The organism is Alienimonas sp. DA493, from assembly GCF_043951915.1.
Taxonomy (GTDB): Bacteria; Planctomycetota; Planctomycetia; order Planctomycetales; family Planctomycetaceae; genus Alienimonas.
Genome location: NZ_JBINJD010000104.1, coordinates 1 through 18,337 on the forward strand (window position 1 = coordinate 1; position 18,337 = coordinate 18,337).

Genomic DNA, 18,337 nt, shown 5'->3' on the forward strand with positions numbered 1-18,337 from the left:
CCGCGGAAGCGGACGCCCGGCTGGTCGAACTGAAGCTGGGACCGGCCGCCGCCGACGCCTACGAAGCCGCCGCCGCCCGCGGCGACGTGGCGGCGCTGGCCCGGGTCGCTTCCCGCTACCCCGGCTCCGCCGGCGGCCGCCGGGCCGCGGCCCGGGCGGCCGATCTGCAACTGGACCGGGGCGACTATGCCGCCGCGGCTCGCGGGTACGACCGGCTGATCGACGACGCGCTCGCCGCCCCCGAAGATCGCGCCCGCTGGGCCCTGAAGGCGGCGGCGGCCCACTGGCGAAACGGCGACGAAACCGTCGCCCGCGCCCGGCTCGCGGCGGTTCCCCCCGCGGACCGGGCCCGGCTGCTGGCCGCAGTGGGGCGGGGCGAGAACGTCGATCCTTCGGACGACGACGCGGTCTTCGCGGCGCTGGATCAGGCCGTCGAGCGGCCGGCGCCGGAGCCGGGCGAGTGGCCCTGGGTCGGTCGGCTGCCGGGACGGGCGATCGCCCGGCCCGGGGAGCCGGCTCCCGAGGCGGTCAACGTCGTGGGCGGGCCGCTGTGGACGGAGAACCTCGCGGATCTCATCCCGGCGACGGGGGCCGACGGCCCGGGGCGGGTGATCGCCTCCAGCGTGCGTCGGGACCGGGCGCGGCGGGGCGAGTCGCTCTGGCCCGCCGCCCGGCCGCTGGCCCTGCGGGACGAGGGCGGGGAGGGGCTGACGTTCGTCTACGCCACCCCGGCCGGGATCACGGCGGCCGACGCCCGCACCGGCGAGGCGGTCTGGAAGAGCGGCCTGATGCCGGACTCCGACTACTACCGGCTCACCCGCACCGAGGACCAACCGGTGCTGCCCGACCAGGGCCGGGCGGTGACGGGGCTGCTGAATTTCTTCGAGGAGCGGGCCTATCGCGACGCGACCGCCGGCGCCCTGTCCGCGGACGAGCGGCACGTCTACGCCGTTCGCAACCTCGATCTGCCGAAGCGCGACCTGCGGCCGGACTTCGATCCGCGGTTCGACGGCGGAGCCGCTCACTTCCGCCGCCCGCGGTCGAACCGACTGGTCGCCTACGAACGGGACAGCGGCCGCGTGGCGTGGACGCTCGGCGGCTCGGCCCCGCCGCTCGGTCCGGCCGCCGCGGCGGGGGCGAGCGATCCGGCGGCGGACGCCTTCTTCTGCGGCCCCCCGCTGCCGACGCCGCAGGGGCTGGCCGTGCTCGCGGAGACCGGCGGTGTGCTCCGGCTGTTCGTGCTCGACCCGGCCGACGGGGCCGTGCGGCGGTCGCTCCCGCTGGCGGTCCCGCCGCTCCCGCTACTCGAGCCGCCACGGTGGCGGGAGGCGGCGCTGGCCGTCTCCGCGGGCGCCGGGCTGTGGGTCGCGCCGACCTCCGCCGGCGGGGTCGCCGCAATCGACCCGCTGACCGGCAGCTTCGTCTGGACCTATCGCTATCGCCCGACGGTCGAGGTGGAGGACGGCCCGCCGGTGCCGCGGCGGGGTTCGTTCGGCTCCGCCGACGACGACATGCCCCGGTGGGTCGATCAGCCGCCGAAGATGGCCGCGGGACGGGCGCTGCTCACGCCGCGGGACTCCGACGAACTGCACTGCCTCGACCTCGCGACGGGCGAACTCCTGTGGATCCGACCGCGGGGGACGGGCCGGCAGGTTGCCGGCGTCGTGGAGGGGGAGAACGGGCCGACGGTCCTGCTGGTCGGCGACGACGGCGTGCGGGGCTTGGCGTTGGCGGACGGCGCCGAACGCTGGTTCGCCCCGCTGCCGGCCGCCGCCGGCGACGCCGTGCTGGCCGGGGACGCGCTGATCGTGCCGCTCTCCGACGACACGCTGGCGGCCGTCTCGCCGGAGGACGGCGGCGTGCTGAACCGACTGCCTGCCGAGGGGGCCGCCGGAAACCTGATCGCCGCGGGCGGCCGTCTGCTGAGCCAATCTCCGGAGGGCGTCGCCGCCTTCCCGACACGGGCGGAGACGGCCGAGTCGATCGAAGCGGCGTTCACCCGGGACGACGGGGCCGGCTCCCGGGCGCCGGCGCTGCTGTTGCGGGCCGGGTTGGCGTCGCAGGACGGCCGCCCCGCGGACGCCGTGGCCGACCTGATCGCCGCCGTCGAGGCCCCGGCCCCGCCGGGCGGCGCCGGCGTCGCCGCCCGATACGCCGCCGGAGTGGCGCGGGACCGGCTGGCGGAAACGCTCGCCGACGGCCTCCGCCGCGATTTCGCCGCGTTCGCTCCGCTCCTGGAAGACGCCGCCGAGGCGCTCGGCAGCCCCCCGGCCGGGGAAGTGGCGCGGGCCTATGCCGACGGCCTGACCGCCGCCGGGCGGGTCCGGGAGGCCTTCGGCGTGCTGGCCCGAACCCGCGACGATTCCGCCCGTCCCGAGATCACCGCCGACGCTTGGGCCCGCCGACGCCTTCCGGCGTTGTTCGCCGACGCCGGCGAGGAGGACCGCGCGGCGATGATCGCGGTCGTCGCCGAGGCCCACGCCGAGGCCGGGGAGGAGATCGCGGCGCTGGAGGCGTTCGCCCAGCGGTTCGGCCCCCTCTGCGCCTCCGCGGCGTGGCGGGCGACGGCGCCGGCGCCGGACGGGGCGGTCGATCTGGCGGACGAAGCCCTGCGGCGGGCGGCGGGCGCGGCGGCGGAGACGCGGTCCGTCTCCCCCCTCGTCGCCGCCCGGCTGCTGCGGTGGGCGGCGGCCCGACCGGGGGCGGCCCCCGCGGACGCGGCGCTGGCCGATCTGTACGAAGCCGCGGGCGACGTCCTCGCGGCGGCGGCGCTGCGGGGCGAACCGCGGCCGAACCCGGCGGAGGGGCGGCGGATCGTCGCCCGGGAGGCGGCCGACCGCGGTCGGCCGCCCGCGACGGATCGGATCCCGGTGAACGCCGCTCCCCGATGGTCGCCCTCCGGCCGATTGACCGCCGACGCCGTCGGCCCCTACCTCCGCTGGCAGGCGGACGACGGCCGCACCCGGTTCGCCCACATCCTCCCCGGCGGCCCGCCGCGCCGCGGCGCCCGGGCGCTGTGGGAGGGGCACCTCCTGATCGTCGGCCTGGGCGATCGCATCGAGGCGCTGGACACGCTGATCGACCCGACCGAACCCCGCCCGCTCTGGCGTTCCGCCCTGCCGGAGGAGGGCGGCGGCGACGCGTTCATCTCCTCCCCGCCGGACTTCGACGCCTTCATGGCCCGAGGGGCCGGGTACGACGGACCGGCGGTCCTCACGCCGCGTCAGTTCGTGCTGCGAACCGGCTCGACGCTCTCCGGCCGGCACCCGCTGACGGCCGCCCCCCTGTGGCGGCGGACCGGGGTGCCGACGCAGGCCCGGGTCATCGGCGACGACCGCGTGCTGATCGTCCTGCCGCCCGCCGGCACGGAGGCGACGCGGCTTTCCGCCGACGACGGGGAAGACCTCGGCACAGTGGAAGCCCCGCCCGCGTGGTCGCACTGGCTGGAACGCGGCACCCGCGTGTGGTCCCGCACCCCCGCGGGCGACGGCGCCGGGGGAGCCACGGTCGCCTGCACGGACCTCGCCCCGCCGAGCGACGACGGGGCCCTGGCGCCGGCCCCCCCCGCGGTCGTCTGGTCCCGCACCTTCCCGCCGAACACCGCGTTTCACCCCGACGACGCCGGGCGGCATCTGACGGCCGTGACGCCGGAGCGGCGGGCGATCGTGCTCGATCTGGAGACGGGGGAGGACGTCGAAACGGCCAACCTCGGCCCCGGCCCGGCGCCGGCGGAGATCTGGGGCGGACGGACCGGGGACGTCTGGACCGTGTTCCTCTCCGACGAGCCGGCTGCGGGCCTGGATCGGCGGCTCGACTGGTTCGGCAACCGCGAACGGCCGGACGCGACGACTTGGGCCTACGGTTTGCGGCAGGGGCGGGTCGTCTGGTCGCGACGGACGCCGGGACCGCCGGACGACGTCTGGCAGGCGCCCGGCCTGCCGATCCTGGCGGTGCAGGGGATGTCGGCCGCGGACGAGAACGCCGCCCGCTTCCGCCGCCGGTTCGCCCTCACGCTCTACGACGCCCGCAACGGGGCGGAGTTATTCGTCACGGAGAACCTCTCCCCGCTGACGCCGGTGAACTGGGAGATCGGCCCCGCCGGCCCCTGGAACGGCGGCGGGCTGTCCGACGGGGGCGACGGGGCCGAGGCCGAGGCCGAGGCCGACGAGGGGGGCGCTGACGAGGCGGACGCCGCCCCCGCGATTCGGCTGCGAACGCGGGGGGCGGACCTGGAGCTGAGGCTCTCCGACGAACCGCCCGCCGCCCCGGTCCGGCAGTCGCCGGCGACCCCGGAGGAGACGCAGGCGGAAGGCTCCTGATCGCCGCGGAGTCGCCCCCGGCCGCCGTCCCGCGGTTCGTTGACGGCGTCGCGGGGCGGCTTTAGCGTGCCGGCCGCCCGCCCGTTCTCTCCTTTTCGGATCGCTCCCATGGCTCGCCCCGTCACGCTGTTCACCGGTCAGTGGGCGGACATGAAGTTGGAGGAGATCTGCAAGGTCGCCGGGCAGGGCTCCTCCGGCACGGGCGAGGACGGCTTCGGTTACGACGGTCTGGAGCTGGCCTGTTGGGGCGACCACTTCGAGGTGGACAAGGCCCTCTCCGACGACACCTACTGCGCCCGCAAGCGGGACCTGCTCAGTCGGTACGACCTGCAACTGTTCGCGATCAGCGCCCACCTCGTCGGGCAGGCGGTGTGCGATCGGATCGACGAGCGGCACAAGGGCATCCTGCCGGACCACGTCTGGGGCGACGGCGACCCGGACGGCGTGAACGAGCGGGCCGCCGAGGAGATGAAGAACACCGCCCGCGCCGCCGCCAAGCTGGGCGTGGAAGTGGTGAACGGCTTCACCGGCAGCCGCATCTGGCCGCTGGTCTACGACTTCCCGCCGATGGCCCCCGGCACGATCGAGAAGGGCTTCGAGCACTTCGCCGCGATGTGGAACCCAATCCTGGACGTGTTCCAGGAGTGCGGCGTGCGGTTCGCCCTGGAGGTGCACCCCACGGAGATCGCCTTCGACATCCACAGCGCCCGCACGGCGCTGGAGGCGATCGACCACCGGGAGGAGTTCGGCTTCAACTTCGATCCCAGCCACCTGATCTGGCAGGGCGTGGACCCGGCGGAGTTCATCCGCGAGTTCCCGGACCGCATCTACCACGTCCACATGAAGGACGCCTCCGTCACGCTGAACGGCCGCAGCGGCATCCTCAGTTCGCACCTGCCCTTCGGCGATCACCGCCGCGGTTGGGATTTCCGGTCCGTCGGCCGCGGGGGGGTGCGGTTCGAGGAGATCATCCGGGCCCTGAACGACGTCGGCTACGCCGGCCCGCTGAGCGTCGAGTGGGAGGACAGCGGGATGGACCGGATGCACGGGGCCAAGGAGGCCGCCCAGTTCTGCAAGAACGTCGACTTCGAGCCCAGCGGCCGGAAGTTCGACAGCGCCTTCGACAAGTCCGAGCAGTAAGCCGCGTCGCGGGAACGCACTTCCGACACGGATCCGACGCGGAGGGGACTTCAGTCCGATTGAAGGGCCAGCCACTCCGCCCGCAGTTCGGCGGCCTTCTCCGGCGGCGGGGCGATCTGGAGAGTCCGTCCCCGTCTGTCGAGGGAGGCCGGCAGAAACGGCCCGTCCATGAGCGAGATGCAGTCCTCCCACAAATAGGGCGACGTGTTCGGGAAGCGGGACCAGGCTCTCCACGCTCGGACCCGCTCGTCTTCCGTCAGGCCGGCTCGCTCGATCAGGTCGTGCCCGCGGTACCACCCGCCGCGGGTCACGACGTAGCGCTGGAAGCGCCAGCCGGGCGGCCGCCGCGCAAGCCGCACCTCTTTGACACTGGCGAACCGTGCGTCGGCCGGAACGAACGGCTCGGGTTGAAGACGGACCCCCACCACTGCCAGCCGCTCCCACGGGAGAATGCCGGTCGGGCGCACGGCCAGAGGTCGATAGTCTTGGGACTGGGGCAAAGCGAGTTCGACCCGCGTCGCTTCAACCGCGACTCCGCCGGCAAGCGCATTGAACGTAAGCGATGCGGCGAGAAAGGCGGCGACCAATCCCGCGGCGATCAACGGCGCCCGAGGCCAGCGGCGCCAGCGCCGGAGGACGAGGACGTGCAGCGTTCCCACCAGCCACACGCCCGCCGCCAGCAGCGGAACCAGCAATTCATCAGGCGGACGGCCGATGAGCAGTTCTCCCACGGCGCCCTTGGCGAGCAGCCACACGGCGACGGCCGCGAGGATCGACCAGGCCCCCCAGCGGCCCAGTTCCTCCCGCCACAGCGTCAGGCCCACGCCGGACAGCAGGATGAGGTGAACCCAGGGGTCGCCCGGCAGGACCAGATCGCCCCGCACCCACGCACCGGAGAACGGGTACAGCGGCCGCAAGCCTAACGGGGTGAGGGCGTCCCAGAGCAGATGCAGCCCCACCCCGCCGAATGCGGCGACGGCGGCCCGGCCCGGCGACCACCCCGCCGCCCATCGTCCGGTTTGTCGGTCGCCGCGGGCGGTCGGCAGCGTCGCCGCCCAGAGCGCCGCGGCGGAGAGCGAGGCCCCGAGAACCCCGTGCGACCAGCCGCGTTCCGAGTTGAGCCAGCGGACGAGATCCTCGGACGGCTTCGGCCCGATCAGCGCCTCCACCGCATCCGGCAGCAGCGCCGCGACGACGGCGACGGTCGGCAACCACAGTCCGCCGACGCGCAGCCGGCCGTCCCCGCCGCGCCAGCGATCCGGCAGGGCCCGCACGAGCAGCCAGCCGGTCAGCAGATGGGTCAGCGGGTCCACGGGCGACGGCTCCGGAGCGGGACGCTCACCGTAGCGGCTCGCCCCCCCTTACTCGAACGACACGTCCTCCGGCGGCTCGAACCGCGACAGGGCCTCGCGCAGCTCCGCCAGCCGCGTGCGGACCCGCTGCCGGTCCCGCTGTTCGCGGAGGCCCTCGTCGCTGCCGCGGACGATCATCGCAGCCTGCCGGAACAACTCGTCGGCGTCCTCCGGCCGATCGACGGTCGCGGCGATCCGGCCGAGGCCGATCAGCAGCGTTTCGTTCACCGTCAGACTGCCGCGGCAGTATTGGCGGATCGGGTCATAGGCTTCGCCCAGCGCCTCGCCGAAGGTGATCGGACGGGCGACGATGCGGAGGTTGTGGTCGTCGTCGTAGCGGTGCGGGTCCGGTCGGTCCCGGGCGGCGAGGCGGCCGAAGGTGGCGCTGAGGCCGTCGATGCACTGCACCGCGGTGAAGGGGTCGTTCACGCCGGGGGAGAGGGCCCGCACGGCGATCTCGGTCAGTTCGCTGATCGCACAGCCGAGATCCTGCCGCGGGGTGCGGTCCCGGCCGATCACGAACGCCTCGCGGATGCGGCGATCGACCTCCTCCGCCGCTCCCCGTTCCGGCGGCCGCACCCGGGCCAGCGGCAGGCCGTCGGCCACGAAGTCCCCCGGGCGGTGGAGCAGTTCGATCGTGACGTCGGCGTCCTTCGCGGTCTGCATCAGCGCCGGCTCGTCCACCCCCTGCACGTAGCCGTCCCGCGGTACGGCGACGGTGCGGGCCGGTCCGCTGAGTCCCCGTTCCGCGCGCCGCTCCGCCGGATCGACCTCGGCCGCCGGCGTGCCGAGCCGCTCCGGAAACAGGCGGTCGATCGCGTCGTCCAGGTCGGCGGCGACCTCCCGCACGACGTGCGACGGTTGGACCATCTCCGCGGTGTGGTGCACGAAGTAGACCAGAATCGCCAGATCCACCGCCGCCAGCACGACGGAGGCCAGCACAGAGACGTGCGGCACGACCGCCCCCCCGTCCAGGCCGCGGATGAGCCGGAGGACCAGCAGGCAGTACAGGCTGGTGCCGACGAACGCCCCCAGCGTGATCTGGGCGGTGCGGTCCGCCATGAACGCCCGAATCAGCCGCGGGCCGAATTGATTCGTCGTCAGGCTCAACGTGACCATCGTGATCGAGAACACGACGCCCGTGACCGTCACGCTGGCCCCGGCGATGGTGGAGACGGTCGTCTGCCCCGCGGAGACCGTCGTCGCCAGCCAACGGGATTCCTCCGCCACGTCGCGCCCCATCCGGCTGTCGATCTCCGGCAGAGCGAAGGCGAGCAGCACGGCGGCGACGCTCATCAGCGCCGGCACGAACCAGAAGCTGGTCCGGAATGCGTCCCAGTGGTGAATCAGGCGGGTCAACGGCGGCAAATCCGGTGCGGAGTCGGAACGACAGCGTAGGAATCAACCGTCGATCGGCGACCCGCGGACGCCGCCCTCACTCCGGCCGGCCCTGGAACGGCACGACGATTCGTAATCTGCTCCAGTCCTCGCCGGGCGGGGTCGCGTAGCGGGCGTCGCCCATGACGAACTCGCCCTCCTGCTCCGGCGTGGCGGGGTCGTCTTCCGTGTGCACCCAGCCGCCGATATGAAAGCGGGCGAAGGCTTTCCAAGCGATCGCCTTCGGGTCGTCGGCGACGTTCAGCCGTTCCGCCTCCCCGGGGCTGCGGGGGAGGCAATCCTGGTGCTGGTAGCGGCCGGACAGGCCGTTCCAGTCGCCGTAGCAGACGTTCGCCAACACGTCGCGGCCCTCGGGGGAGACTGTCATGACAGAGGCGATCAGCCTCCGCCGCCACGGCACGCCGGGAACCGGCATCGCCCCGAGGGCGTCGATCCGGTCCCGGGGCGAGAGGCTGCGAAGCACGGGGTTCTCGAACGCTGCCCTGACCGCCTGGTCCGACCAGCGGGCGTTGAGAGCGAGGTAACCGCCGAGCAGCGTCGCCGCGATCAGCGGGGCGAACCGCCACCGGCCCCACCAGCGAAGCAGGGCGATCTCGACCACGCCCGTCGCCCAACCGACCAGAACCCACCACGGGCACCGCTCCGCCTGGCAGGCCCTCGCGACCACAAGGGTCGCGGCTAACGTCAGGGCGTACCAGCCCCACTTCGCCCGGCCGAACCGCCGCGTGCCGCAGACGATCGCCCCGCCGAGGATCAGCCAGACCCACGGGTCGACGATGAACACGAGGTCGCCGTAGTACCAACTCTTGTCCCAGGGGTAGAACGGCCGGACGCCGTAGCTGTTCCACCAGTCCATGAACAGGTGCGAGCCGACGCCCATCGCGGCCACCGTCAGCCCTCGCCGCGGGGTGAAGCCGGCGAACCAGCGGGCGGTCGTGCGCCAGCGGGCGAGCAGCCAGAGCAGGGCCGTGAACGCGACGGCCTCCGCGGCGATCCCGATCAGGCTGTGGCTCCAGCCGCGATGGTGCAGCAGATAGGCGGCCTTGTCCCCCAGCGGCGGGGGCCAGAGAACCAGCGCCTCGAAGTCCGGCAGGTTGGCCGCGATCACTGCCGACCACGTCAGCCAGGCGCCGGGGCGGGGGCGGTCGGGGTCGAAGGCCGGATCGTCCTCCGGCACGCCGCCGGCCCAGCGGCGGGGCAGGGTGCGGGCGATCAGGCCGCCGGCGAGGGCGTGGGCGAGGTTGTCCATCGCCCGGCAGTGTGAGCGGCGGCGCCGGCGGCGGGTAGCGGGCCGACCGGTAGTAGGCCAGTGGAGGGGACCGCGCCGGCCCGTCTTCACCGCGGTGGACGGCGGTTCTACGATCGGCTCCCCCGCCGCTCCGGAGATTGCCGTGCCGTCCGTCCGTTCCGTCCTGCTCCCGGCGGCCCTGCTGCTGATCGCCGCGGCCCCCGTCCCCGGCGGCACGCTGGAGGACGTCGACGCCGCGGTCGAGCCGCTGCGGGAGGCCTATCGGTCGGAACTGACGACGCTCGCCGCCCGGGCGGACGCCGCCGGGCTGGCGGAGTTCGCCGCGGAACTGCGCGCTCAAGCGACCCCTCCGGACCCGCTGACGCTCTCCGTGACCCCGCCGCCGCGGAGCGTCCGGCCGGCGCTGCCCCCTGGGGATCGTTCCGAAGAGACGGCGCTGCGGCGGGACGTCCGCCGGACGGGGACGGAGTACGCCCGGGAACTGTTCCAACTCGCCAAGCGGGCCGGCACCCGCGGGGCCGAGGAGCCGGGGGCGGCGAACCTCGCGATGGGCCTCGTTTGGGAGGTTCTCGCCGCCGATCCCGATCACCCCGAGGCCCGGCGGGCGCTGGGGCAGAAGCGCGTCGGCGACGATTGGCTCACCCCTTGGGAGCAGGTCCAGGCCCGCAGCGGGCGGGTGGATCATCCGACCTTCGGCTGGGTGCCCAAGCTGCACGTCGAACGGATGGAGGCCGGCGAACGCCTGCTGGACGGCCGCTGGGTTCCGGCCGACCGCGAGGCGCTGGTGCGATCCAACTTCGCGGCCGGCTGGGAGGTGGAGACGGAGCACTACCGCGTGCACACGAACGTCAGCCTCGAGCGCGGGGTCGAGATCGCCCGCCAACTCGAACGCTTCCACACCTTCTTCCGGGCGGTCTTCCCCGGCTTCGGCCTCGGCCCGGGAGACCTGCGGCAACGGTTCGTCTCCGTCGGCCGCTTCCCGACCTACGACCACATCGGCGGGAAGGACGGCAAGTACCACGTCCACCTCTACCGCGACAAAGCGGAATACGTCCTCGCCCTGCAAAAACAGGTGCCGCAGATTGCGATGACCAACGGCTACTACGACCACGTCGCCCGGGTCGGCTCCTTCTACGAGAACGGCCCCGGGGCCGACCCGCGGACGGTGTTCCACGAGGCGACCCACCAACTGTTCTACGAGTGCACCCCCCGCTTCCGACTGGTCGGGGAGGACGCCCACTACTGGGCGGTGGAGGGGATCGGCTGCTACATGGAGAGCTTCCGCGACGACGGCGTGACGATGACGGCCGGCTCGCCGCGTTACGTCCGGTTCGTCAACGCCCGGGCCCGCTGGATCGATCAGAACTTCTTCGTGCCGCTGGGGGAGTTCGACGCCCGCGGGCGGGTCGCCTTCCAGACGGCCCCGGAGATCCACAAGTGCTACAGCCAGGCCAGCGGGCTGACGCACTTCTTCCTGCACGCCGGCGGCGGGGCCCTGCGGCCGGCCCTCACGCTTCACCTGGAAGACCTCTACAACCCGGCCGTGCGGCCGGAGCAGGTGCGTTCGCTGGACCGCCTCACCGGTCTGTCGTGGGACGAACTAGGCGGGCACTACAAGCAGTACCTCGTCCAGCAGGACGAACGCTGAAGCGGGCGTTTCTTCCCCGCCGATCATCAACCCGAGGCGTCAGCGAGGGCCGATCGCCTCTTGGTCTCGCCGCCCTCGCTGACGCTTCGGGTTAGCGATTGGCGGACCGCTCGGTGGCCCGCCCGGCGGCGTGGAACCAAAAATCCCCCGGCGACTCGCCGGCGAGGCCGATCGCCGTGAGCAGCAGATCCCCGCCGACCGGCTCCGCCCACAGTCGGCCGAACTCGGCGGCGTCGTGGATCAGGGCGCGGCCCTCCCCGGCGAACGGCGTCGTCGCCGCGGCCCCGCCGAGCAGCTTGGGGGCGACGAACGCCCGCACCTCGTCCGTCTGGCCCTGATCGAGCCACGACCCGGCCGTCGCGCCGCCGCCCTCGAGGAACACGCGGTACACGTCCCGGGCGGCCAGTTCGTCCAGCAGGACCGCCACGTCAACCTGCCGCGGGTCGTGTGCGGCCGGGGGGAGCAGGAGCCGCTCCGCATGATCGGGCAGCGGCGTCTGGGCGGCCCCTTCCAACGCGGTGACGAGGACAGGGCCGTCCTCCGGCGTCGTCGCCAGCCGGCAGTCGAGGGGCAGTTCGCCCTTGGAACCGACGACCACCCGCAGGGGAACCCGCGTGGCGGGGGGCAGGCCGAATTCGGCGGGGCGGGGGGCGAGGTGCGGGTCGTCGGCCCGCAGGGTGCCGGCGCCGACGACCACAGCGCCGCTTTCGCCCCGCCAACGGTGCACCAGCGCCCGGCTCTCGCGGGAGCTGATCCACTTCGAATCGCCGGTGCGGGAGGCGGTTTTGCCGTCCAGCGTCATCGCCCACTTCGCCGTCACCCACGGCTGCCTGACGGCCAGCCACTTGAAGAACGGCGCCGCCAGCACGCGGCACTCCTCCCGCAGCACGCCGACCTGCACGTCGATGCCCGCGGCCCGCAATTTGGCGATCCCGCCGCCGGCGACGTGCGGGGCGGGGTCCTCCGTGCCGATCACCACCCGCTTCACGCCCGCGGCGATCACCGCGTCGGCGCAGGGCGGCGTCTTGCCGTGGTGGGAGCAGGGTTCGAGGGTCACGAACAGCGTCGCCCCCCGCGCCCGCTCGCCGGCGGCCCGGAGGGCGTTCGGCTCCGCGTGCGGGCCGCCGTAGCGTTCGTGCCAGCCCTCGGCGATGGGGCGGCGGTCCGCTGTTGTCAGCACGGCCCCGACGCAGGGGTTCGGCTCGACCGACCCCCGGCCCCGTTCGGCGAGGGCGACGGCGTGAGCCATCGCCGCCTCGTCCGACCGGAAGGGGGCGGGGTCCGCGGGGGCCGGGCTCACCTCAGCTCCCCGGCACCCACAGCTTCTTCGACTCGCCGGCCGCGGAGGCGGAGTCCGGCGTCCAGACGCCGCCGGGAGAGGTCGCCCCGCCGTCCGCCTCGCCCGGAGCCGCGGAGGCGCCGTCGGGCTGGGTCGTCCCGATCGAACGCGGCGGCGTCACTTCGTGGGCGGCGAGGATCTGCAACAGGTAAGGCCGGAACTGCGGCAGCTTCGGCCCGTAGTAGCGGTCCAGCCGTTCGATCAGCGGCATGAGCTCCGGGTCCTCCGGCGTCTCCAGCCGCAGGGCCAGTTCGCGGGTGTCCCAGCGGAAGACGGCCTCGAAGGCGTTCTCGGCCTGCTTCGCCTCCTCGCGGCCCTTTTCGAGCCACTCGTAGGCTTCCTCGTAGTCGTAGCGGTCGCGGGCCAGCTCGCCGAGGGTGTGGTAGGCCCGCTGCCGGTCAAACTGTTCCTTCAGGCCCTCGCGGCTCAGGGCCTCCGTCAGCGCCGCACGCAGGAAGCGGGCCGGGTGCACCAGCAGCACGCGGTTGAGAACCGTCAGCAGTTGGCGGTCGTCCAGCTTGGAGAGGTCCGCCCGCTGAAGTTGGAGGATCGAGTAGGAGTTCAAAACCGCGTCGGCCGGCGGCTCGATCAGTTCGATCTTCGGCAGATCGAACTGCTCCCGCAGGGCGTTCAGGTCCAGCTCGTAGCGGCCGCGGTCGCAGACGGCATCCAGCACGTAGAGGGCGCCGGCGAGCGGCTTGGCGAGAGCGGCGTCGCCCTTCGCCTCATTCGGGGTCTTGCCGCCGAGGGCGTTCAGCGGGGTCTCCGGCCACTCCTGGGTGATCCGGCGGTTCCACTCCGCGCTCTCCAGCTCCCGCCGGCGGCGGAGGGAGACGCCGTTCGGGAACGCCCAGCGCCAGCGGAGGCCCCACATCTCCTTCGGCAGTCCGTAGCGGCCGTCCTCGTCGCCGGGGGGCTGCTCGCCCTCCGCGGCGAGCGGCACGCCAATCTCGTTCAGCACGGCCTCCGCGGCGTCCCATTCCTCCCCCTCGAAGGAGGACAGCACCGCCCGCGGCCCGCCGGAGCCGTCCTCGCCGGACTGGGCGAAGACCGTCAGCTCCCCGACCACGTGCGGCACGGCGTCCGCGGTGAGATCTTCGGAGGAGGGCGGCAGGGGGCGGTCCAGCACCTCATAGACGCCCGCCGGCGGGGCCTCGTCCGGGTCCGGGTCGTCCGGGAGGCGGTGGAACCGGTCGTGGGCGTCGAGTTCGCTCAGCAGTTTGGCGGCGTTCTCCGGAGCGTAAATCCGCTCCTTCAGGTCGACCGTGCCGCCCTCCTCGGTGAGAGCCAGCAGTTGGGCGATCGCCTCGTGCTCCGCCGCGATTTCGAAGTTCGACTCCGCCTCCGCCGCCTTGCGGAGAGCGCCGGTCGCGGCCTTGTGGTCGCCGTCGAACGCGCGGCAGTAGCCGAGGTTCGCCCGAACCGCGGCGTTGCCGGGCAGATCGGAGGCCGTGGCGGCGTAGCGGTCGGCCGCGGCGCCGTAGCAACCGCTCTCGGCGATGCGGCGGGCCTTGGCGGCGTTCTCGTAGGCCCCGCCCTCGCCCTCCACGTCCTTCAGCGGATGCACGCTGCGGAGGGGGTAGGGGATCTCGGCGTTCCCGTCGAACTCCATCAGCCGCATGAATAACTGCTGCTTGCGCTCCTGCGAGGCGAACCGCAGGGAGCAGGCGAGGTGTTCGCGGGCGGCGGGGTAGCGGCGGCGGTTGTACAGCTCGTTGGCGGCCGCCGCGGCCATGCCGCTGACGAGGTCCGGGTAGAACTGAACGCTCTTGCGGAAGGCCCGCCAGATCGGCTGGCGGCTGGCGGTAAAGCCCTTCGCGGCGAGGCTCGCCGAGGCGTGCAGGGCCAGCATGAGCGCGTTCGACGGGTCCTCGGCCAGGCCGGCGTCGAGGATCTCGACCGCCTGCTCCGCCTTGCCGTCGTTCACCAGCAGGGTGGCCCGAGTCGATTCGACCGCGGGGGTGTGGGGGTGTTTTTCGTCGAGGTCGGCCAGTTTCTCCAGCGCCTTGGCGGTCTGGCCCCGCTCGCGCAGCTTGCCGACCGCGGCCATCTCCGCTTCGACGGCGGTGCAGCGGCAAAACTTTCTCTTCCGGCCCGTCCCCAGGCAGTAGGGACAGGGAGCATAAGCGTCGGCGGCCATCGGCGGTCGCGGGGGTGAGCGTGAGCGAGTTGCGGCGAAGCGGGGCACGGTACGCGAGTCGGCCGAAAAGTGCATCGCCCGGGCCCCCCGCCGGTCGTCCGACGGGGCGACGGCCGGTCAGGCGGTCGCGGCTTTGAGGTCGTTCACCATCGCCCGGGCGGCCGCGGCGCTCGCCTCCTGCCAGCGGGGCGGGCCGAACTCGGCGGCGTAAGGCTCCGCGGCGAAGGCGAAGTTGATCGCCCGGCTGCTGTTGATCAGGGCCCCCAGCCCGTCGCCGTCGAAGGCGCCCGCCACGTCCGCGGCGGTGCCGCCCTGGCTGCCGTAGCCCGGCACGAGCAGCGGGGCCGAGGGCATCGCCGCCCGCAACTCGCCCAGTTCCGCCGGGTAGGTCGCCCCGACGACGGCCCCGACGAGGCCGTATCCGCCCTCGCCGGCCGTCTCCCGCGAGAGCCGTTCGATCTCCGCGGCGACCCGCTGCGTGACGCTCCGACCGTCCTGCGTCACCCCCTGAAAGGCCCCGCTGCCGGGATTCGACGTTTTGCACAGCACGTACAACCCGGCGCCGCGTTCCCGTGCCGTTTGCACGAACGGCTCCAGCGTGTCGGCGCCGAGGAAGGGGTTCACCGTCAGGGCGTCGGCCATGTCCGGCCGCGGGGGCTCGGCGCCGCCGAGCAGGCCGCGGGCGTACGCCTCGGCGGTGCTGCCGATGTCGCCGCGTTTGGCGTCGAGAATCACGATCAGCCCCGCGGCCCGGGCGTGGGCGACGACGCGGGAGAGGGCCGCGACGCCGGGGGGGCCGAGTTCCTCAAAGAAGGCGCTCTGCGGTTTCACGGCCGGGACGACGTCGGCGACGGCGTCGATCAGGCCCTTGCCGAACCGCTCGAAGGCGTCGGCGTGGCGGTCGAGTTCCGTCGGCCCGGACGCGGCGTCGAGGACGGGTGCCGGCAGGGATTTCAGCCGCGGGTCGATCCCGACGAGGGCCGGCGTGCCCTTCGCGCGAATGGCGGCGTGCAGGCGGTCGGCGTAGTGGTGGGGGGAAGCCATGGGCACAGCTTAGCGGGCGGCGTGCGAATCGCTCGTTACACTGCCCGCATGCCGCTGATCGATCTGCCGAATCGCCCGTCCCCGCTGTTCGTTCGCGACGCCGGGCACGGCCCGCCCGTGCTGCTGATCCACGGTTGGCCGCACGACCGCCGCGTCTGGGACGGCCTGGCCGACGCCCTGAGCGACGACCGCCGCGTGATCGTGCCGGACCTGCCGGGCTTCGGCTACAGCCCCCCGCGGTTCGAGGGAGAACTCGCCGAGACGCCGCCGCTGACGATGGAGGAACTGGCGGACGACCTCGCCGCGCTGCTGGACGCCCTCGGCGTGACGGAGCCGGTCACGGTGGGCGGGGTCTCGATGGGCGGGTATGCCGCGCTGGCGTTCGCGGAGCGGTTCCCGGAGCGGGTCGCCGGCCTGTTGCTGTTCGATACGAAAGCGAAGGCCGACAGCGACGCCGCGAAGGAGAAGCGGGCGGAGATCGTGGACCGGGTGATCGCCGAGGGAACGGATTTCCTGATCGAGGACTGCCCCGGCCAGCAGCTCTCGCCGCATTCCCTCAACGAGCGGCCGGAGGCGGTCGAGCGGCTGCGCGACTTGGTGGAGACCGCGACCGCAACGGGCATCGTCGGGGCTCAGCGGGGAATGGCGGAGCGGGCCGACCGCACCGCCTTGTGCGGGCGGATCGAAGCGCCGACTCTGGTCGTGGGCGGGGCCGACGATACGTTCACTCCTCCGGCGGACCTGCGATCCCTCGCGGACTCGTTCCCCCGGGGGCGGTACGCGGAGATTCCCGCCTGCGGCCACCTCCCGCCGCTGGAAGACCCCGAAGCCGCCGCCGACGCGGTCCTCCGCTTCCTCGACGCCCCGCCCGCCTGACGCCCCCCGGCGTTCCCTCCCCACCGTCCCCCCGACCCGCCCCCGGCGCCATGTCCGCTCCCGCCAAGCCCGCCCACGGCAACCGCGCCTCGACCGACCTCGGCCTGCTCATCCTGCGGGTGCCGCTGGGGCTGGACCTGGCCTACCACGGCTCCCAGAAGCTCTGGGGCTGGCCGGTGGGCGGATGGTTCACGACCGACGCCCGCTCCGGCGAGCCCGCCGTGACGAACGCCGCGGAGACCGTCGCCGGCCGCATCGACGCCTTCGCCGGATTCCTCGGGGGCGGCCTCGGCCTGCCGTACCCGCACCTCATGGCCTGGACGGCCGCGGTGACGGAGTTCGCCGGCGGCCTGCTGGTGGCGGTCGGCTTGCTCTGCCGCTTTGGGGCGTTGGGGCTGGCGGTCGCGATGGGCGTCGCCGCCTTCCTGGCCCACCGCGGCGCCTGGGACGTGCGGGCGCACGGGATGGAGTTCCCCGTGATCCTGATGTGCGCCGCCCTTGCGCTCGTGCTGACCGGACCGGGTCGGTTCAGCCTCGACGGGCTGCTGTTCGGCCGGAAGGCCGCGAAGACCGACTGACTCGCCGCTCCCCCGCCCGCCGCCCCCCGCGCCCCACGGCCCGCCGATGCTCACCCTCCGCAAGGCCGGCGACCGCGGTCACTTCGATCACGGTTGGCTCGACACCTTTCACACCTTCAGCTTCGCGGCGTATCAGAACGCCCAGTGGACGCGGTTCCGCTCGCTGCGAGTGCTGAACGAGGACCGCGTCGCCCCGGACCACGGCTTCGGAACGCACGGCCACAGCGAGATGGAGATCGTCACCGTCGTCGTCTCCGGCACGCTGGCCCACAAGGACAGCTCCGGCGGACAGGGCGAACTGACCCGCGGCGGGGTGCAGGCGATGAGCGCCGGGACCGGGCTGACCCACAGCGAGTTCAACCCGTCCAAGGAGGAGCCGGTCCACTTCCTCCAGATCTGGTTGCTGCCCGACGAATCCGGTCGGACGCCCACGTATTCCGACGGCCGCGTCGAGGACGCCGACCGCACCGGCACGCTGCTGCCGCTCGTCACCGGCACCGGGCAGAGCGCCAAGATGGAAGGCCACGGGCCGGGGTTGAAGATCGGGGCGGACGCCGCCGTCCTCAGCGGTCTGCTGCCGAAGGGGACCGAGGTGGTGCACGAGTTCATGCAGCACGGCGCCGAACCGCGGCACGGCTGGGTGCAGGTGATCTCCGGCGCCGTCACGCTGAACGGCACGCACCTCGCCGCCGGCGACGGCGTCGGCGTGACGGACGAGGCCGCCATGCACCTCACCGCCACCGAAGACGCCGAAGTGCTGGCGTTCGACCTCGCCTGATCCCGTCCCGGCGCTCCCCCGGACTTCCCACACTCTTTCTGCTCATGGCCGACAAACAGCACTCCCCCCGCTTCGTGGCGATCTGCGAGGCGGCCTCCGCCCGGGTGCCGCACACCACCAAGGAGGCCGTGAAGGCCCGGCTCGACGCCGGCGAGGCCGTGCCGCTGATCGACGTGCGGGAGGAGAGCGAATACGTCGCCGGCCATCTGCCGGGGGCGACGCACCTCTCCAGGGGCGTGATCGAGCGGGATATCGAGAAGACGTTCCCCGACCCGGACGCGGAGCTGATCCTCTATTGCGGCGGCGGCTACCGCAGCGCCCTGGCGGCGGACAACCTGAAGACGATGGGCTACACGAACGCGATCAGCCTGGACGGCGGCTGGCGCGGCTGGACCGACGCCGGCCTGCCGACCGAGGGTTGAGAGCGCACGACCGTGAGCGCGAGCGTCCCGGACCCTTCACGGGTCCGGGACGCT

13 protein-coding genes are annotated in these 18,337 nt (G+C 73.4%); 7 read left to right on the plus strand and 6 right to left on the minus strand.

Going from position 1 to position 18,337, the window contains the following annotated elements:
• Both ACG2DA_RS15305 and ACG2DA_RS15310 read left to right on the plus strand, forming a co-directional pair.
• Positions 1-4,319: PQQ-binding-like beta-propeller repeat protein (locus ACG2DA_RS15305; protein ID WP_395256656.1), on the plus strand; the 4,319-nt coding region annotated here is incomplete at its 5' end.
• Between the two features lie 108 nt (positions 4,320-4,427).
• Positions 4,428-5,459 carry a sugar phosphate isomerase/epimerase family protein gene (locus tag ACG2DA_RS15310; protein ID WP_395256657.1) on the plus strand — a complete coding sequence of 344 codons (1,032 nt, stop codon included), beginning with the start codon at positions 4,428-4,430 and terminating at the stop codon, positions 5,457-5,459.
• Between the two features lie 50 nt (positions 5,460-5,509).
• On the opposite strand, the gene ACG2DA_RS15315 is transcribed toward ACG2DA_RS15310, so the two are convergent.
• From ACG2DA_RS15315 to ACG2DA_RS15325, 3 genes are all read right to left on the minus strand, one after another.
• Entirely contained in the window at positions 5,510-6,772 is a 1,263-nt protein-coding gene (locus tag ACG2DA_RS15315; RefSeq protein ID WP_395256658.1) for a metal-dependent hydrolase, read from the minus strand.
• 48 nt (positions 6,773-6,820) lie between these two features.
• Positions 6,821-8,170: a DUF2254 domain-containing protein gene (locus ACG2DA_RS15320; protein WP_395256659.1), complete on the minus strand. Its 1,350-nt coding sequence runs from the start codon at positions 8,168-8,170 to the stop codon at positions 6,821-6,823.
• Between the two features lie 76 nt (positions 8,171-8,246).
• On the minus strand, positions 8,247-9,458 hold the full coding sequence (locus ACG2DA_RS15325) for a metal-dependent hydrolase (RefSeq protein WP_395256660.1): 1,212 nt from the start codon (positions 9,456-9,458) through the stop codon (positions 8,247-8,249).
• 142 nt (positions 9,459-9,600) lie between these two features.
• Here ACG2DA_RS15325 and ACG2DA_RS15330 point away from each other — a divergent pair, with 142 nt between their 5' ends.
• The gene (locus ACG2DA_RS15330) at positions 9,601-11,106 is read left to right on the plus strand and encodes a hypothetical protein (RefSeq protein ID WP_395256661.1); all 1,506 of its coding nucleotides are present in this window, start codon (positions 9,601-9,603) and stop codon (positions 11,104-11,106) included.
• A gap of 91 nt (positions 11,107-11,197) precedes the next feature.
• Here ACG2DA_RS15330 and ribD read toward each other — a convergent pair whose 3' ends face one another.
• From ribD to pyrF, 3 genes are all read right to left on the minus strand, one after another.
• The gene (gene ribD, locus ACG2DA_RS15335) at positions 11,198-12,406 is read right to left on the minus strand and encodes a bifunctional diaminohydroxyphosphoribosylaminopyrimidine deaminase/5-amino-6-(5-phosphoribosylamino)uracil reductase RibD (protein ID WP_395256662.1); all 1,209 of its coding nucleotides are present in this window, start codon (positions 12,404-12,406) and stop codon (positions 11,198-11,200) included.
• A gap of 1 nt (position 12,407) precedes the next feature.
• Complete coding sequence (locus tag ACG2DA_RS15340; protein WP_395256663.1) at positions 12,408-14,585, minus strand: tetratricopeptide repeat protein; 2,178 nt, start codon at positions 14,583-14,585, stop codon at positions 12,408-12,410.
• Between the two features lie 117 nt (positions 14,586-14,702).
• Positions 14,703-15,629, minus strand: coding sequence for an orotidine-5'-phosphate decarboxylase (gene pyrF / locus ACG2DA_RS15345; protein WP_395256664.1), 927 nt, complete (start codon positions 15,627-15,629; stop codon positions 14,703-14,705).
• 48 nt (positions 15,630-15,677) lie between these two features.
• Between pyrF and ACG2DA_RS15350 the strand changes: the two genes are divergently transcribed.
• From ACG2DA_RS15350 to ACG2DA_RS15365, 4 genes are read left to right on the plus strand one after another with little or no spacing between them, the layout of a single operon-like run.
• A complete protein-coding gene (locus ACG2DA_RS15350; RefSeq protein WP_395256665.1) occupies positions 15,678-16,505 on the plus strand; it encodes an alpha/beta fold hydrolase in 828 nt (275 codons plus the stop codon).
• A gap of 50 nt (positions 16,506-16,555) precedes the next feature.
• Positions 16,556-17,083, plus strand: a complete 528-nt coding sequence (locus ACG2DA_RS15355) for a DoxX family protein (RefSeq protein WP_395256666.1) — start codon at positions 16,556-16,558, stop codon at positions 17,081-17,083.
• Between the two features lie 46 nt (positions 17,084-17,129).
• Entirely contained in the window at positions 17,130-17,861 is a 732-nt protein-coding gene (locus ACG2DA_RS15360; protein WP_395256667.1) for a pirin family protein, read from the plus strand.
• Positions 17,862-17,905: 44 nt separating this feature from the next.
• The gene (locus ACG2DA_RS15365) at positions 17,906-18,283 is read left to right on the plus strand and encodes a rhodanese-like domain-containing protein (protein ID WP_395256668.1); all 378 of its coding nucleotides are present in this window, start codon (positions 17,906-17,908) and stop codon (positions 18,281-18,283) included.
• Positions 18,284-18,337: the final 54 nt, after the last annotated feature.

Bases quoted from the DNA above. Each gene is read 5' to 3' on its own strand.
- ACG2DA_RS15310 (WP_395256657.1), top strand. From the start codon at position 4,428: ATGGCTCGCCCCGTCACGCTGTTCACCGGTCAGTGGGCGGACATGAAG.
- ACG2DA_RS15325 (WP_395256660.1), bottom strand. From the start codon at position 9,458: ATGGACAACCTCGCCCACGCCCTCGCCGGCGGCCTGATCGCCCGCACC.
- pyrF (WP_395256664.1), bottom strand. From the start codon at position 15,629: ATGGCTTCCCCCCACCACTACGCCGACCGCCTGCACGCCGCCATTCGC.
- ACG2DA_RS15365 (WP_395256668.1), top strand. From the start codon at position 17,906: ATGGCCGACAAACAGCACTCCCCCCGCTTCGTGGCGATCTGCGAGGCG.
- ACG2DA_RS15360 (WP_395256667.1), top strand. From the start codon at position 17,130: ATGCTCACCCTCCGCAAGGCCGGCGACCGCGGTCACTTCGATCACGGT.
- ACG2DA_RS15340 (WP_395256663.1), bottom strand. From the start codon at position 14,585: ATGGCCGCCGACGCTTATGCTCCCTGTCCCTACTGCCTGGGGACGGGC.
- ACG2DA_RS15350 (WP_395256665.1), top strand. From the start codon at position 15,678: ATGCCGCTGATCGATCTGCCGAATCGCCCGTCCCCGCTGTTCGTTCGC.
- ACG2DA_RS15355 (WP_395256666.1), top strand. From the start codon at position 16,556: ATGTCCGCTCCCGCCAAGCCCGCCCACGGCAACCGCGCCTCGACCGAC.